The organism is Streptomyces sp. NBC_00289 (assembly GCF_041435115.1).
In the GTDB taxonomy this organism is placed as follows: domain Bacteria; phylum Actinomycetota; class Actinomycetes; order Streptomycetales; family Streptomycetaceae; genus Streptomyces.
In genome coordinates, this window is record NZ_CP108046.1 from 8,917,070 (window position 1) to 8,932,136 (window position 15,067).

Consider the following 15,067-nt stretch of genomic DNA (forward strand, 5'->3'; position numbering starts at 1 on the left):
CATTCTGCGCCCATGCAGACGGAGTTGAGCAAGCGACTCGGAATCGAGCACGCCATATTCGGCTTCACGCCGTTCCCCGCCGTAGCCGCGGCCGTCAGCCGGGCCGGCGGCTTCGGAGTGCTCGGCGCGGTCCGCTACACCGCCCCCGACGACCTCAAGCGCGACCTCGACTGGCTCGAGGCGCACGTCGACGGCCGGCCTTACGGCCTCGACGTCGTGATGCCCGCGAAGAAGGTCGAAGGCGTCAGCGAGGCCGACGTCGAGGCGATGATCCCCGAGGGACACCGGCAGTTCGTCACGGACACCCTCGCCAAGTACGGCGTGCCCGGCCTCGACGAGGGGGAGGTGTCCGGCTGGCGCATTACCGGATGGATGGAGCAGGTCGCCCGCACCCAGCTCGACGTCGCCTTCGACTACCCGATCCGGCTGCTCGCCAACGCCCTCGGCTCGCCGCCCGCCGACGTCGTCGCCCGGGCCCACGACCAGAACGTGCTGGTCGCCGCGCTCGCCGGAAGTGCGCGGCACGCCCGCAAACACGCGGAGGCGGGCATCGACATCGTCGTCGCCCAGGGCTACGAGGCGGGTGGCCACACCGGGGAGATCGCGTCCATGGTGCTGACCCCGGAGGTCGTCGACGCCGTCGACCCGCTGCCCGTACTGGCCGCAGGCGGCATCGGCAGCGGGCAACAGGTGGCCGCCGCGCTCAGCCTCGGCGCCCAGGGCGTGTGGCTGGGCTCCATGTGGCTGACCACCACGGAGGCCGACCTGCACTCGGCCGCCCTCACCCGCAAACTCCTGGCCGCCGGCTCCGGCGACACCGTCCGGTCCCGCGCCCTGACCGGAAAGCCCGCGCGTCAGCTGCGCACCGAGTGGACCGACGCCTGGGACGACCCGGACGGGCCGGGCACCCTCCCCATGCCCCTGCAGGGGCTGCTCGTCGCCGAAGCCGTCTCACGCATCCAGAAGCACGAGGTCGAGCCCCTGCTCGGCACGCCGGTCGGGCAGATCGTCGGCCGGATGACCGGCGAACGCAGTGTCCAGGCGGTCTTCGACGACCTCACGACCGGATTCGAGCGGGCCGTCGACCGCATCAACCGCATCGCCGGAAGGAGCGGCCAGTCGTGAGCACATCCCCCGCCGGTACCGTCGGCACGCCCCCCGTCGGGTTCTGGGCCCAGGCCGCCCAGGACCCCGACCGTACGGTACTCGTCGCCCCCGACGGCGAGCAGTGGAGCGCCGGCCGCCTGCACACCGCGGCCAACCGGCTCGTCCACGGTCTGCGCGCCGCCGGGCTCGAACGCGGCGACGCCTTCGCGGTCGTCCTGCCCAACGGAGCCGAGTTCCTGACCGCCTATCTCGCCGCCACCCAGGCCGGCTTCTACCTCGTCCCCGTCAACCACCACTTCGTCGGCCCCGAGATCGGCTGGATCGTCGCCGACTCCGGTGCCAAGGTGCTCATCACCCACGAGCGGTTCGCCGACGCCACCCGGCACGCCGCCGACGAGGCCGGCCTGCCGGCCACCCACCGGTACGCGGTCGGCGCGGTCGAGGGATTCCGGCCGTACGCCGAACTCCTCGACGGGCAGCCCGGGTCGGCGCCCGGCGACCGCACCCTCGGCTGGGTCATGAACTACACCTCGGGCACCACCGGCCGCCCGCGCGGCATCCGGCGCCCGCTGTCCGGCAAGGTCCCCGAGGAGACATACCTCGGCGGCTTCCTCGGCATCTTCGGGATCAGGCCGTTCGACGGCAACGTGCACCTGGTCTGCTCGCCGCTTTACCACACCGCCGTACTCCAGTTCGCGGGCGCGTCCCTGCACATCGGCCACCGGCTGGTCCTGATGGACAAGTGGACGCCCGAGGAGATGCTCCGCCTCATCGACACCCACCGGTGCACACACACCCATATGGTCCCGACCCAGTTCCACCGCCTGCTCGCGTTGCCGGAGCACACCCGGCAGTCCTACGACGTCTCCTCCATGCGGCACGCCATCCACGGCGCGGCCCCGTGCCCGGACCACGTCAAGCGGGCCATGATCGACTGGTGGGGGCACTGTGTGGAGGAGTACTACGCGGCCAGTGAGGGAGGCGGCGCCTTCGCGACCGCCGAGGACTGGCTGAAGAAGCCCGGCACGGTCGGCAAGGCCTGGCCGATCAGCGAACTCGCGGTCTTCGACGACGAGGGCCACCGGCTGCCGCCCGGCGAACTCGGCACCGTCTACCTGAAGATGAACACCGGCGGCTTCGCCTACCACAAGGACGAGAACAAGACGCGGAAGAACCGCATCGGCGACTTCTTCACCGTCGGTGACCTCGGATTCCTCGACGAGGACGGCTACCTCTTCCTCCGCGACCGCAAGATCGACATGATCATCTCGGGCGGGGTCAACATCTACCCGGCCGAGATCGAGGCAGCCCTGCTGGCCCATCCCGCCGTCGCCGACGCCGCCGTCTTCGGCATCCCGCACGACGACTGGGGCGAGGAGGTCAGGGCCGTCGTCGAACCGGCGCCCGGCCACGAACCCGGCCCCGACCTCGCCGCCGTGATCCTGGACCACTGTGCCGGGCAGCTCGCCGGCTACAAGCGGCCCAGGAGCGTCGACTTCATCGCCGAGATGCCGCGCGATCCCAACGGCAAGCTCTACAAGCGACGGCTGCGGGACCCGTACTGGGAAGGCCGCACCAGGGCGGTGTAGACCGGCTCCAAGATTTACGACCGGCATTCGGCCGGCGGGAACGAACGGCGGGACCACTGGGGTTCCGGCCGGTGGGAACGGGCGGCGCCGCGCGGACAGTTCGCGCGGCGCCCGCACCTTGGACCGACGGCCTCGTTATGCCTCCTGGCGCGCGCCGGGTTCGTCACCGAGTCGACCGGTGCGCGTGCCGCACGTCGAACCCGCCGGAAGGACACGGAAGTTGGACATGGAGCTGTTCGAGACGTACCGCCCTTGGCTGCTCGGGCTCGCCTACCGGCTGCTCGGCAGCATGTGGGACGCCGAGGACGTGGTCCAGGAGGCGTACGCACGGTGGTCGGCCGGCGGCCGCGACGAGATGCGCGAACCCCGGACCTTCCTCGTCACGGCCGTGTCCCGGCTCGCCCTCGACCAGCTGCGGTCGGCCCGAGTGACGCGTGAGGCGTACGTCGGGCCCTGGCTGCCGGAGCCGGTGGCCACGGAAGCGCTCGGTCCGCTCGGCACGCCCGGGCTGCGCGGCACCGTCGCCTACGCCACCCTCCACCTGATGGAGGGTCTGTCGCCGCCGGAGCGCGCCGTGTTCGTCCTGCGGGAGTCCTTCGAGGTGCCGTACGGGGAGATCGCCCGCATCCTCGACACGACCGTGACGAGCTGCCGCCAGCTGCACCACCGGGCCGCCCGCAGGCTCGCCGCCGGGCGCGACCGGTTCACCCTCGCCGAGGGCGCCCACGCCAGGCTGCTGACCCGGCTCCTGGAGGCCGCGCGCGGCGGCGACCCGGCGGGACCCGGCGACCTGCTGACGGAGGACGTCGTCGCGTGGAGCGACGGCGGCGGCAAGGTCAGGGCCGCGCTGCGCCCGATCGGGGGACGGGAGCAGGTCGCCGCCTTCGTCGTGGACCTGGTGACCCACCGTCCGCTCAGCGCCCCGCGACTCGTGGACGTCAACGGCCGCCCCTGTCTGGCGGGCACGGTCGACGGCAACCCCCGGCTCCTCACCGTCGACGTGGTGGACGGCCGTGTCGACGCCATCCACGTCATGCTCAACCCGGACAAGCTGGCCCACATCCCGGGCTGACCCGAGGTGTGGGCCCCGCCCATGTGCGGCGCGCACACGGGCGGGGACCACACCCGACCGGGGGCCTGCCCCGCCGTCGGTCACCGGACTCCGCCGAGCGGTTCGCCCCGTGATCCGTCACCGGAGGCCGCCCGGTGGCTCCATACGGTCGGGCCGCAGGGGCGCGGCTTGACCTCCCTCCGTGGTGGACCGAGGATCATGTGTCATGACGCCCGGACACGGCAGCACGGTCGACGGAGTACTGCGCCGCACCGCCCGACGTACCCCCGCGCGGGTCGCGGTCGAGTACGGCGACCGCTCATGGACCTACCAGGAACTCGACGAGGCGGTCTCCGGCGCGGCGAGCGCGCTGCTCGCCCGCGGTCCGGTCCCCGGCGACCGGGTGGCCGCCTACGGACGCAACTCGGACGCGTACCTCATCGGCTTCCTGGCCTGCGCCCGCGCCGGCCTGGTGCATGTGCCGGTGAACAACCACCTCACCGGGGAGGACCTCGCCTACCTGGTCCGGCAGTCCGGCAGCACCCTCGTCCTCGCCGACCCCGACCTCGCCGGCCGGCTCCCCGACGGGGTCGCGACACTGCCCCTGCGGGACGCCGACGACTCCCTGCTGGCGCTGCTGGCCACGGCGCCCCCGTACGACGGTCCCGAGCCGCGCAGCGAGGACCTGGTGCAGCTGCTGTACACGTCCGGGACCACGGCGCTGCCCAAGGGCGCGATGATGACCCACCGCGGCCTGGTGCACGAGTACCTCAGCGCGATCACCGCCCTCGACCTGAGCGCCGGGGACCGGCCGGCGCACGCGCTGCCGCTGTACCACTCGGCCCAGCTGCACGTGTTCCTGCTGCCGTACATCGCCGTCGGGGCCACCAACATCATCCTCGACGCGCCGGACGGCGACCGGCTCTTCGACCTGATCGAGGCCGACCGCGTGGACAGTGTCTTCGCCCCGCCCACGGTCTGGATCGGCCTGGCCAACCGCCCGGACTTCGCGACGCGGAACCTGGGCGGCCTGCGGAAGGCGTACTACGGGGCCTCGATCATGCCGGTGCCCGTCCTGGAGCGGCTGCGTGAGCGGCTGCCGAAACTGGCCTTCTACAACTGCTTCGGGCAGAGCGAGATCGGGCCCCTCGCCACCGTCCTGGGCCCCGACGAGCACAAGGGCCGGATGGACTCCTGCGGCCGTACCGTGCTGTTCGTCGACGCTCGTGTGGTCGACGAGCAGGGCAAGGAGGTCCCCGACGGCACGGCCGGCGAGATCGTCTACCGCTCACCGCAGTTGTGCGAGGGCTACTGGGACAAGCCGGAGGAGACGGCCGAGGCCTTCCGCGAGGGCTGGTTCCACTCCGGCGACCTCGCGGTCCGCGACGCGCACGGCTACTTCACCGTCGTCGACCGGGTGAAGGACGTCATCAACTCCGGTGGCGTGCTGGTCGCTTCACGGCAGGTCGAGGACGCGCTGTACACGCACGAGGCCGTCGCCGAGGTCGCCGTGATCGGCCTGCCCGACGAGCGGTGGATCGAGGCCGTCACCGCGGTCGTCGTCGCCCGCGGCGAGGTCACCGAGGAGGAACTCCTCGCGCACGCCCGGGAGAAGCTCGCCTCCTTCAAGGCGCCGAAACGGGTTCTGTTCGTCGACGAGTTGCCGCGCAACGCCAGCGGCAAGATCCTCAAGCGGGAACTTAGGGACCGGTTCGGGGACGGCGTGTGAAGGTGCCCGGCCTTGTAGCATCCGAGTAGCCCGGCGCGAGGGGGAAGCGTGATCGAACTGTCCGACATGATCCGCGAGTTACGGCAGCAGCTGACCGACTCGCTCACGGACGGCGCCGGCGAGGCGGTCCGGTTCGAACTCGGCCCCGTGGAGATCGAGGCCACCGTCGCCGTCACCCGCGAGGCCGGCGCGAAGGCCAAGGTCCGGCTCTGGGTGGTCGACGCGGGAGCGGACGGGAAGTACGCCCACGCACAGACGCAGCGCATCACGGTCACCCTGACGCCGAAGCTCGTCCCGGCGGCCGGCGGCCCGCCGCGGACCGCGCTGATCGGCGGCGCCGAAGCCGAAGGCGAGCGCTGAAGGGTGGCGGCTGTCGCCAGTGCGGCACTGACGAGCTTGGCGTGACCTCCGATGAGGATCCGCGCCTCGTCCGGCGACGGTCGATGGTGCGGGCGCTGTCCGGCCGCGGATCGCCTCTCCGTACGACGCTGGATTGCCGTTCGCACGGTGAGGAGGGTGCAGAGTTCGGCGCTGTCACCGGTTCCCGGTCCGCCGGCCGTCCAGCAGTTCGTGCAGGTGCGCGGCGGCGTTCTCGATGTCCGCGTATTTCTGCTGTCCGGCGCGTACCTTCGCAGAGAGCACACCGCAGCGGTGGACGCGCTCGAAATCGCCGTAGGGGAACTTGTACCGGCCCTTGGTCTCCTCTCCCATCTCGTCGTCGATGCCCAGGTACCACCCGGCGTACTCGTTGAATCCGTGCTCCTCGAGGTAGGCATTCTCGTCCGCTGCCGAGGGCTGGTGCTCGCTCCACTCGTCCCGGTCGTCCAGGACGATCCTGCCCTCTTCGGTCAGTTTCCTTGCGTGGTCGAACGCCATCGCGTTCAGTTTCACCGTCATGCCGTTACCGCCGCATCGACTGTCAGATGTCTGCTGCTGCCCGGATGTCCTGCCGCGCCTGCCCCATCAGTTCGTCCAAGTCGCCGACCTCAGGGCTGAGTTCCCGCACGCGCGGCGCGATCTGCTGCAGCCATGCCGCAGTGGCCATGGCCAGTTCGACGGCCTCCCGGGTTCGCTCCTCACCGAGCAGTTTCTCGACCTTGAAAGCAATGCCCGCGAGTGTGTCGTCATCGGTGACAGGCACCAAGTAGGGCTCCAGGCCCGGCGGATACGGTGTCCGCTCCCGGTACTCACGCATCGCGGTCACGACCGCGGGCACCGCGCTGTACCAGTCGAGGAGGCCCATGAAGACGTACAGGCGTGCCACCAGCCGTGGTCGGCCAGGGTGCCGGTCCAACCAGGCCATCAGCTCACGCTGATCACCGAAGTGGTCCATGATCTGCGACATCGCCTCCGCGACCCGGGTGGGCCAGGTCCAGTGGAAGGGCAGCAGCCGCGCCACCTGATGGGCGAGCGCCGCCTCGCCCTCCGCGTCCAGCGTGCCGGCGACGAATTCGGCGACCTGCCGGTGGTCCAGTCCGTAGTCGGCCGGCGCCGCCCGGTCCTGTGAGCTTTGTGACGAGTCGTGGCGCAGACGCAACAGCCGGGTGCCGATCTTGCTCAGTGTCAGGTTCCGCATTGTTCCTCCCAACTCGCGATGTGTTCTTCATCGTCCGGAGCGGCTGAACGACCAGCTCCTGCTCAAATCCATGCGACCGCCCCACCGCCCCCGCAGTTCGCCGGACCGCAGCGAAAGCGGCAGACCTCCCAGCGGGGGGGGTCCGGTCGCGCCGGCGCCGGGCTTCCGGGCGGTCCGATGACGATCCGCCAGTGGAACAGGAACCACGGCAGCCGGTCGAGGCGGAGGGACCTTCGTGGTGATGACGCGGAGTCCGGAGGTGGTGGTCATGTCGCCGCCCCTTCGGCCTCGGGACACGGCCGATCCGCCGTACGGGCGAAGGACCGGGGCTGGCGTCCCCTGTCCGGCGTTACGTCCCCCCTTGTGCTGCGCTGCCGTGTTGTCGGCCACCGGCTCCGCAACGGCATTCATGGCCTCACCTCGAGCTCTGGTCAAACGCGCACGGGGTGACGGCGTCCTCCATTTTATGGCATTTTGTGCAGCTCAGTGGATATTCCGCCGCCGATATCTCCCTTCGTCCGTCCAGTACAAGAGGCGAAGTCGCCATTTGATCCGGCAGGCGGAAGCGCCCGGACGAAATACTCGACACCGTGAACACACGACACAACACGTTTCCGTTGCTTCCGGCACGTCGTCGGCACGTGACGGCGAGCGGTCCGTGCCCTGACGCCCGGATCCACCGCCGACGACCGAAGGAATGCGAGCGCCCCCCGGCACGGGACCGAGCCGCGCCACCGCACTCGGCGCCTTGATAGATGAACGGCCACCGGCCGATCTTCGAGGTGTCGAAGCCGGACGGGGATCAGCCGGTTAGCGGGGGCGCAGATCCACGATCCGGCGGATCTTGCCCACCGAGCGTTCCAGCGACTCCGGATCGACGATCTCCACCGTGACCGACACGCCGATGCCGTCCTTCACGGCGGCAGTGATCGCGAGCGCGGCCGCGTCCCGGTCGTGCGGGGTCGCGTCGGGCCGGGCCTCCGCCCGGACGGTCAGGGCGTCGAGGCGTCCCTCGCGGGTGAGCCGGAGCTGGAAGTGGGGAGCGACACCCGGCGTGCGGAGCACGATCTCCTCGATCTGCGTGGGGAAGAGGTTCACCCCGCGCAGGATCACCATGTCGTCGCTGCGGCCGGTGACCTTCTCCATCCGCCGGAACACCCGGGCCGTGCCCGGCAGCAGCCGAGTCAGGTCCCGTGTCCGGTAGCGGATCACCGGCATCGCCTCCTTCGTGAGCGAGGTGAAGACCAGTTCGCCCCGCTCGCCCTCCGGCAGCACCTCCCCGGTGACCGGGTCGACGACCTCCGGGAGGAAGTGGTCCTCCCAGATGTGCAGCCCGTCCTTCGTCTCCAGGCATTCCTGGGAGACTCCCGGGCCCATCACCTCCGAGAGCCCGTATATGTCGACGGCGTCGATCGCGAACCGCTCCTCGATCTCCTGGCGCATCCGTTCGGTCCACGGTTCGGCGCCGAAGACGCCCACGCGCAGGGAGGTGCCGCGCGGGTCGACGCCCTGGCGTTCGAACTCGTCGAGGATCGTCAGCATGTAGGAGGGGGTGACCATGATGACGCCGGGCTCCAGGTCTCGGATCAACTGGACCTGGCGGGCGGTCATGCCACCGGACGCGGGGATGACCGTACAGCCGAGCCGTTCGGCACCGTAGTGGGCGCCCAGGCCGCCGGTGAACAGCCCGTAGCCGTACGCCACATGCACCGTGTCCCCGGGGCGTCCGCCGGCCGCCCGGAGCGAACGGGCGACCAGGTCGGCCCACCGGGACAGGTCGCCGTCCGTGTAGCCGACCACCGTGGGGCGCCCGGTGGTGCCGCTCGACGCGTGGATGCGGCGGACGCGGTCGCGGGGCACGGCGAACATCCCGTACGGGTAGTTCGCCCGCAGGTCGGCCTTCGTGGTGAAGGGGAACCGGGCCAGATCGGCGAGGGACCGGCAGTCCTCGGGGCGGATTCCCGCTTTGTCGAAGGAGTCGCGGTAGAAGGGCACGTGCTCGTACGCGTGCCGGAGTGAGGTGCGCAGCCGCTCCAGTTGCAGGGTGCGCAGCGCCTCCGCGTCGAGTCGTTCCCCCGGGTCCAGCAGCTCAGTCGCATCCACCATGGGAGCTTCTCCCTCACCAAACGTGCCAATCCGGGCGACCGATCATTCGGTCGCGATGTGTGGATCAGTAATCCAAACCGGACGGGCTCAGGCAAGGGGGCGGTGGGCCTTTTCTCCGCGCGCCGCGCGGCAGGGCGGCAAATCCGTTGCCGTCACGGCGCGCGGTCCACCAAGATCGACGGCATGCCGACCTTCACCGCGCCCGACGGAACCGAACTCGCCTGTCACGTGCGAGGTGACGGTGAGCCGCTCGTCGTGCTGCCCGGGGGCCCGATGCGGGCGTCCCGCTACCTCGGAGACCTGGGCGGACTCGCCGCGCACCGGCGCCTGGTCCTGCTCGATCTGCGGGGCACCGGCGACTCCGCCTCGCCCGAGGACCCGGCGTCGTACCGCTGCGACCGGCTGGTCGAGGACGTGGAGGCGCTGCGCGTCCACCTCGGGCTGGAGCGGATGGACGTGCTCGCGCACTCGGCGGGCGGCAATCTCGCGACGCTGTACGCCGCCCGCCACCCGCGGCGGGTGGCCCGGCTGGCGCTGATCACCGCCACACCCTGGGCGCTCGGGATGCCCGTCACCGCCGAGGACCGGCTGGCCGCGGCGCGGCTGCGGAAGGACGAGCCGTGGTTCGCGGAGGCGATCGCGCCGTTCGAGAAGTGGCTCGCGGGCGAGGGGGACTTCGACCCCGCGTTCGCCCCCTTCTTCTACGGCCGCTGGGACGAGGCGGCCCGACAGCACGACGCGCGGGGCGACGACGAGTACAGCGACGAGGCGGCCGACGTCTACGGCTCCGAGGGCGCCTACGACCCGCCCGCGACCCGATCGGCCCTCACCGGACTGGCCTCACCCGTCCTCGTCCTCGCCGGGGAACTCGACGGCGGTCCGCGCCCCGAACTCGCCCGACGTGCCGCTCAGGTGTTCCCGAACGCCGAGTTCGTCGTCCAGCCCGGCGCCGGCCACTTCCCCTGGCTGGACGACCCGGGATGGTTCAGCCGTCGCGTCGCCGCGTTCTTCGCGGGGAGCACGACGCCGCTGCCCACGGCGGAGTAGCTCGCCCCGCCCCGGGAGCGGCGTGCCGCGCCGTCACTTCTGGTACGCCGTCATGAAGCGGTCGCGGAACTCGTCCATGGCCCACTCCGGCGCGTTGTCGGCCGGCTTGAGACCGTCCGTCCAGCCCCAGTCGGAGATCCGGTCCAGGACCTTCGGGTCGTGCGCGACGATCGTGATCGGCACGTCGCGGCTCGTGCTGCCGCCCGTGACGGTGGGCACCGGCTGGTGGTCGCCGAGGAAGACGAGGACGGTGTTCTTGTCGCCGTACCTCTGCATCCACTGGGTCAGGCTGTCCAGGGAGTACTGGATGGCCTTGCGGTACTCGGTGCGCACGCTCGCCGGGTGCTTCCAGACCTCCGTGGGGTTCTTGCCCTCCTTCTTGATCTGCTCGAAGACCGAGCCGTCGCCGAGGTCGTCCCAGCCGATCGTGTGGGCGATGGGAGCCCAGGGGTTGTGGCTGGAGGCCAGGATGATCTCCGCCATGATCGGGTCGCGGTTCTTCTTCCCGTGCTCCAGGCGCTGGAACGCCTCGAGGCTGAACTGGTCCGGCACGGGCGTCCAGCTGAAGTAGGGACCCTGGTAGCCGAGGTGCGTGGAGTCGTAGATGTGGTCGAGGCCGAAGTACGTGCCCTCGGGCCACGCCTTGCGCACGCCCGGGACGATGCCGACGGTGCGCCAGGCGCCGGTCTTCTGGAAGTAGCTGGTGAGGGTGGCGTGGTCGCCGGTGGTCAGGGTCCGGTACCGCTGCTGGTTCTTGATCCACAGGCCGGACAGGAACGTCGAGTGGGCGAGCCAGCTGCCGGCGCCCGTCACGGGCGAGCTGAGCCAGCCGCTGCGCGCCGCGAAGCCGGCCGCCTTGAGCCTGGCGTCGCCCTCCTTGAGCGTCGCGTCGATCTCCGGGGCCATCGCCGGATCGTCGATCGCCACCCGGCCGTAGCTCTCGATGAAGGTGAACAGCACGTCCTTGCCGCGCAGACCGGTCAGCAACCGGTCGTTCGGGGTGTCGGCGAAGGCGTCGACGGCGAGCTGCTTCTTGAAGACGTCGGCGTCACCGAGGCCGTCGCGGACGTACTGCACGCGGTTGGCGAGGTACTGGCTGTAGCCCCTGGTGGCGACCGTGACGCCGCCGAACTGCACGCCCATGGTGAAGAGGATGATCCAGGCGGTGCCGAGGACCAGCGTGCCGCGCACGGCCACGGAGCGGTGCCGGGCCATCACGTTCGCGAGCCGCACCATCGCGAGCGCGCTCAGCACGAGCACGAGGACGAGCAGGACGATCAGCCCGATGACCGCGAGCACCTCACCCGAGCGGCCGAACGAGTCCTTCATCCAGTCCGCCGCGTCGCTCAGCAGAACCCAGTCGAAGACCAGGTCGAACGGCCGGGCCAGAGTCTGGCGGAAACCCATGTCGAGGCACTTCAGGACGGTGGACAGCCCGAGGAACGTCCCCAGGACGACGGCCGTGATCCGCCGTGCCCTCGACGGCAGTACGAGCAGGACGGCCGCGAGGAAGATCACCTCGACGGGGAGGCGGAGGAACGACTGGAGATTGATCCGGTCGAGGCGGTTGGGCACGAGGAGCACGACGAGCACCAGCGCACCGGCCAGGATGCTCGTGCCCGCCCGCACGGCACGGGCGGCGCGGGGGTGACGACGGCGCCAGCCGAACCAGCCGGGGCGGGCGGAAGAGGAGGCGGCGTCACCCGGGCCGGGTGGGCCGGTGGTGGCGGTGGAGGCCGCTGCCTCGTCGCCGGACTCTTCGCCGGACGCGTCGCCGGTGGAGGCCGGGTGCGGGACGACGGCCTCGGCGGCCGCCTTCCCGTCCTCCGCGCCGTCGGCCGTCTCCTCCGTCGCGGGGCGTCCGTCCGGCCCGTCCTCCTCCGCCTCGGCCTTCGTGGTCGGCTCGGCCGTCGCGCCGGTCGCCTCCTCGTCAGCCGGCTCCACGTCCCCCGCGGCGCCGGGCTCGGTCACCGCGGGAGCGGTCGAGGCTTCCTCGGCTGTGGTTCTCTCCGATGCGTCCGCGTCCGTCTTTGGCAGTTGACGAGGGGGCGTGAGGTGCGACACCCGGGGGTCCTTCCGTGCGAAGCCGCTGATGGCACGGCGGACCGGGCCCACAGGGCAGGGCCGCCAACCTCGCGTACGGCCCCACCCGGCACTCCGTTCAAACGCCCGGGTCAACCGCGCGCAAAGAGTACGCCCCCAGCTCCCGACAGGCCCACCGGTGAGCCGCTGCCTCGCGTCTACCGATCCGCCGAGACCGCCACCTCGCGAGCCCACCGGTAGTCCGCCTTACCGCTGGGCGAGCGCCGTATCGTCTGCGTGATCACTATCTGCCGGGGGATCTTGTAACCCGCGAGATGGGTACGGCAGTACGACTGGAGGTCCTCCAGGGAGGGCCGTGGCGCGCCCTCCCGCAGTTGCACCACCGCCGCCACGTGGTTGCCCCACTTCACGTCCGGCACCCCGGCCACCAGAGCGTCGTACACGTCCGGATGGGACTTGAGCGCCTGCTCGACCTCCTCGGGGTAGACCTTCTCCCCGCCGGTGTTGATGCACTGGGAGCCGCGCCCGAGGACGGTGACCACGCCCTCCTCGTCGACGGTGGCCATGTCGCCGAGCAGCACCCAGCGCTCGCCGTCCTTCTCGAAGAAGGTCTCCGCGGTCTTCGCCGGGTCGTTGTAGTAACCGAGGGGCACGTGTCCGCACTGCGCGACCCGGCCCACCTCGCCCACGGCGACCGGCTCACGCGTCGCCGGATCGACGACCTGAGTGCGGGAGTTGACGCGGATGCGGAAGCCGCGCTCGGGTCCGGAGTCCTCCGTCGCCGTGCCGTTGAAGCCGGACTCGGAGGAGCCGAAGTTGTTCAGCAGCATCGCGTTCGGGAGATGGGCCCGGAACTGGCGGCGCACCGTGTCGGACATGATCGCGCCCGAGGACGACACGCTGAACACGGACGAGCAGTCGGTGCCCTTCATGGGGCCGTCGAGGGCGTCGATCAGGGGCCGCAGCATGGCGTCACCCACCAGCGAGATACTGGTGACCTTCTCCTTCTCGATGGTCCGCAGTACCTCCTCGGCCGCGAACTTGCGATGCAGTACGACCCGCTGCCCGAAGTTGAAGCCGATGAACGCCGTCAGTGTCGACGTCCCGTGCATCAGCGGGGGGGTGGGGAAGAAGGTGATGCCCGCGCCGCCGGCCGCGACCCGCTCGGCGATCTCCTGCGGCTTCCCTACCGGCTCCCCGGTCGGCGCGCCGCCGCCGAGCCCGGAGAAGAACAGGTCCTCCTGGCGCCACATCACCCCTTTGGGCATGCCGGTGGTGCCGCCCGTGTAGATGATGAACTGGTCGTCGCCCGAGCGCCGCGGGAACCCGCGCTCCGGTGAGCCCGTGGCCTCCGCGTCCGTGAAGGCGGTGGCGGGCACCTCGGCCGCCCCCGGCGGGGCGGTTCCCACCCGTACCAGGTGCCGCAGTTTCTCCACCCGCGGCAGCGCCGCCGCCACCCGGTCGGTGAACTCGGCGTCGAAGACCAGGGCGACCAGGTCGGCGTCCTGGTAGAGGTAGACCAGCTCCTCCTCGACGTACCGGTAGTTGACGTTGACCGGCACGATCCGCGCCTTGAGGCAGCCGAGCACGGTCTGGAGGTACTCGACGCCGTTGTAGAGGTGGAGTCCGAGGTGCTCACCGGGCCGGATCCCGCTGTCGATCAGATGGTGGCCGACGCGATTGGCCGCCGCGTCCAGTTCCGCGTACGTCAGGCGGTGCTCCGCGCCCGTGCCGGGGCGGTCGAGGTACACGAGCGCCTCGCGATCCGGCACCACGTCGACGACCGACTCGAACAGGTCGGCAATGTTGTACTCCACCGCTCCTCCTGACCCTCGACTGTCGGCTCGCCGGTCATCAGAGCAAAGGGCGCGGCAACTGGGAAGGGCCCGCGTCAAACAAATCTGACTGACTGTCAGAAAACCCTTGAAGTGCCTCCTCCGCTCCTGCAACCTGTTCTCGTTCTTTCAGAGGGGAGATGGGCGATGGGTGGGACGGAACACCTCACCGTGCGGCGCGAGGGCGCCACACTGGTGCTCACGCTCAACCGGCCGGAGGCCAAGAACGCGCTCTCGTTGTCGATGCTCGTCGGCCTGTACGACGGCTGGGTCGAGGCCGACGAGGACGAGGAGATCCGCTCGGTCGTGCTGACCGGCGAGGGCGGCTCGTTCTGTGCCGGGATGGATCTCAAGGCCCTCGCGGGCAGGGGCATGGAGGGAGAGCACCACCGGGACCGCCTCAAGGCCGACCCGGACCTGCACTGGAAGGCGATGCTGCGCCACCACCGCCCGCGCAAACCGGTGATCGCCGCCGTCGAGGGGTACTGCGTCGCCGGCGGCACCGAGATCCTCCAGGGCACCGACATCCGGGTCGCCGGCGAGTCCGCGACCTTCGGCCTGTTCGAGGTGAAACGCGGCCTGTTCCCGATCGGCGGCTCCACGGTCCGGCTGCAACGCCAGATTCCCCGCACCCACGCCCTGGAGATGCTGCTCACCGGCCGCCCCTACAGCGCCCGGGAGGCCGCGGACATCGGGCTCGTCGGTCATGTCGTCCCGGACGGCACCGCGCTCGCCGAGGCCCTGGCGATCGCCGAACGGATCAACGCCTGCGGCCCGCTGGCCGTGGAGGCCGTCAAGGCCTCGGTGTACGAGACCGCCGAGATGACCGAGTCGGACGGGTTGGCCGCCGAACTGAAACGCGGCTGGCCCGTCTTCGACACCGCCGACGCCAAGGAGGGCGCCCGCGCCTTCGCCGAGAAGCGGCCGCCCGTCTACCGGCGTGCCTGAGCGCGGCCACCCGTCCACCAGCGTGACCGAGCCGCG

12 protein-coding genes are annotated in these 15,067 nt (G+C 70.8%); 7 read left to right on the plus strand and 5 right to left on the minus strand.

All coding sequences use genetic code 11. The features are described 5' to 3' along the window. The first annotated feature begins 12 nt into the window (after positions 1–12). The 5 genes from OG985_RS40360 to OG985_RS40380 all read left to right on the plus strand — a co-directional run bounded on the left by OG985_RS40360 (position 13) and on the right by OG985_RS40380 (position 5,836). A complete protein-coding gene (locus OG985_RS40360) occupies positions 13–1,125 on the plus strand; it encodes an NAD(P)H-dependent flavin oxidoreductase (RefSeq protein ID WP_371673343.1) in 1,113 nt (370 codons plus the stop codon). Further along, positions 1,122–2,696: an acyl-CoA synthetase gene (locus OG985_RS40365; RefSeq protein WP_371673344.1), complete on the plus strand. Its 1,575-nt coding sequence runs from the start codon at positions 1,122–1,124 to the stop codon at positions 2,694–2,696. Before OG985_RS40360 ends, OG985_RS40365 begins: the two co-directional genes overlap by 4 nt. Positions 2,697–2,922: 226 nt before the next feature. Beyond that, on the plus strand, positions 2,923–3,768 hold the full coding sequence (sigJ, locus tag OG985_RS40370) for an RNA polymerase sigma factor SigJ (RefSeq protein ID WP_371673345.1): 846 nt from the start codon (positions 2,923–2,925) through the stop codon (positions 3,766–3,768). 205 nt (positions 3,769–3,973) lie between these two features. Beyond that, positions 3,974–5,476, plus strand: a complete 1,503-nt coding sequence (locus OG985_RS40375) for an acyl-CoA synthetase (RefSeq protein ID WP_371673346.1) — start codon at positions 3,974–3,976, stop codon at positions 5,474–5,476. Positions 5,477–5,524: 48 nt separating this feature from the next. Next, on the plus strand, positions 5,525–5,836 hold the full coding sequence (locus tag OG985_RS40380; protein WP_371673347.1) for a trypco2 family protein: 312 nt from the start codon (positions 5,525–5,527) through the stop codon (positions 5,834–5,836). Positions 5,837–6,010: 174 nt separating this feature from the next. Here the strand turns inward: OG985_RS40380 and OG985_RS40385 are convergent, their stop codons facing one another. The 3 genes from OG985_RS40385 to paaK all read right to left on the minus strand — a co-directional run bounded on the left by OG985_RS40385 (position 6,011) and on the right by paaK (position 9,158). Beyond that, the gene (locus tag OG985_RS40385; protein WP_371673348.1) at positions 6,011–6,373 is read right to left on the minus strand and encodes a hypothetical protein; all 363 of its coding nucleotides are present in this window, start codon (positions 6,371–6,373) and stop codon (positions 6,011–6,013) included. Between the two features lie 22 nt (positions 6,374–6,395). Next, a complete protein-coding gene (locus tag OG985_RS40390; RefSeq protein WP_371673349.1) occupies positions 6,396–7,052 on the minus strand; it encodes a hypothetical protein in 657 nt (218 codons plus the stop codon). 810 nt (positions 7,053–7,862) lie between these two features. Next, positions 7,863–9,158, minus strand: a complete 1,296-nt coding sequence (gene paaK, locus OG985_RS40395; RefSeq protein ID WP_371673350.1) for a phenylacetate--CoA ligase PaaK — start codon at positions 9,156–9,158, stop codon at positions 7,863–7,865. 183 nt (positions 9,159–9,341) lie between these two features. Between paaK and OG985_RS40400 the strand changes: the two genes are divergently transcribed. Beyond that, positions 9,342–10,205, plus strand: coding sequence for an alpha/beta fold hydrolase (locus OG985_RS40400; protein WP_371673351.1), 864 nt, complete (start codon positions 9,342–9,344; stop codon positions 10,203–10,205). Positions 10,206–10,238: 33 nt separating this feature from the next. Here the strand turns inward: OG985_RS40400 and OG985_RS40405 are convergent, their stop codons facing one another. Further along, positions 10,239–12,269, minus strand: a complete 2,031-nt coding sequence (locus tag OG985_RS40405; protein ID WP_371673352.1) for a sulfatase — start codon at positions 12,267–12,269, stop codon at positions 10,239–10,241. A gap of 176 nt (positions 12,270–12,445) precedes the next feature. After that, positions 12,446–14,065 (minus strand): acyl-CoA synthetase, encoded by a 1,620-nt coding sequence (locus tag OG985_RS40410; RefSeq protein WP_371673353.1) that lies wholly within the window; start codon positions 14,063–14,065, stop codon positions 12,446–12,448. 165 nt (positions 14,066–14,230) lie between these two features. On the opposite strand from OG985_RS40410, the gene OG985_RS40415 reads away from it, so the two are divergent. Beyond that, positions 14,231–15,031, plus strand: a complete 801-nt coding sequence (locus OG985_RS40415) for a crotonase/enoyl-CoA hydratase family protein (RefSeq protein ID WP_371673354.1) — start codon at positions 14,231–14,233, stop codon at positions 15,029–15,031. The last annotated feature ends 36 nt before the right edge of the window (positions 15,032–15,067 follow it).

What these genes read in the sequence shown, in the direction of transcription:
- OG985_RS40360 (WP_371673343.1), top strand. Translation starts at nt 13, where the DNA reads ATGCAGACGGAGTTGAGCAAGCGACTCGGAATCGAGCACGCCATATTC.
- sigJ (WP_371673345.1), top strand. Translation starts at nt 2,923, where the DNA reads ATGGAGCTGTTCGAGACGTACCGCCCTTGGCTGCTCGGGCTCGCCTAC.
- OG985_RS40375 (WP_371673346.1), top strand. Translation starts at nt 3,974, where the DNA reads ATGACGCCCGGACACGGCAGCACGGTCGACGGAGTACTGCGCCGCACC.
- OG985_RS40385 (WP_371673348.1), bottom strand. Translation starts at nt 6,373, where the DNA reads ATGACGGTGAAACTGAACGCGATGGCGTTCGACCACGCAAGGAAACTG.
- OG985_RS40390 (WP_371673349.1), bottom strand. Translation starts at nt 7,052, where the DNA reads ATGCGGAACCTGACACTGAGCAAGATCGGCACCCGGCTGTTGCGTCTG.
- paaK (WP_371673350.1), bottom strand. Translation starts at nt 9,158, where the DNA reads ATGGTGGATGCGACTGAGCTGCTGGACCCGGGGGAACGACTCGACGCG.
- OG985_RS40400 (WP_371673351.1), top strand. Translation starts at nt 9,342, where the DNA reads ATGCCGACCTTCACCGCGCCCGACGGAACCGAACTCGCCTGTCACGTG.
- OG985_RS40415 (WP_371673354.1), top strand. Translation starts at nt 14,231, where the DNA reads ATGGGTGGGACGGAACACCTCACCGTGCGGCGCGAGGGCGCCACACTG.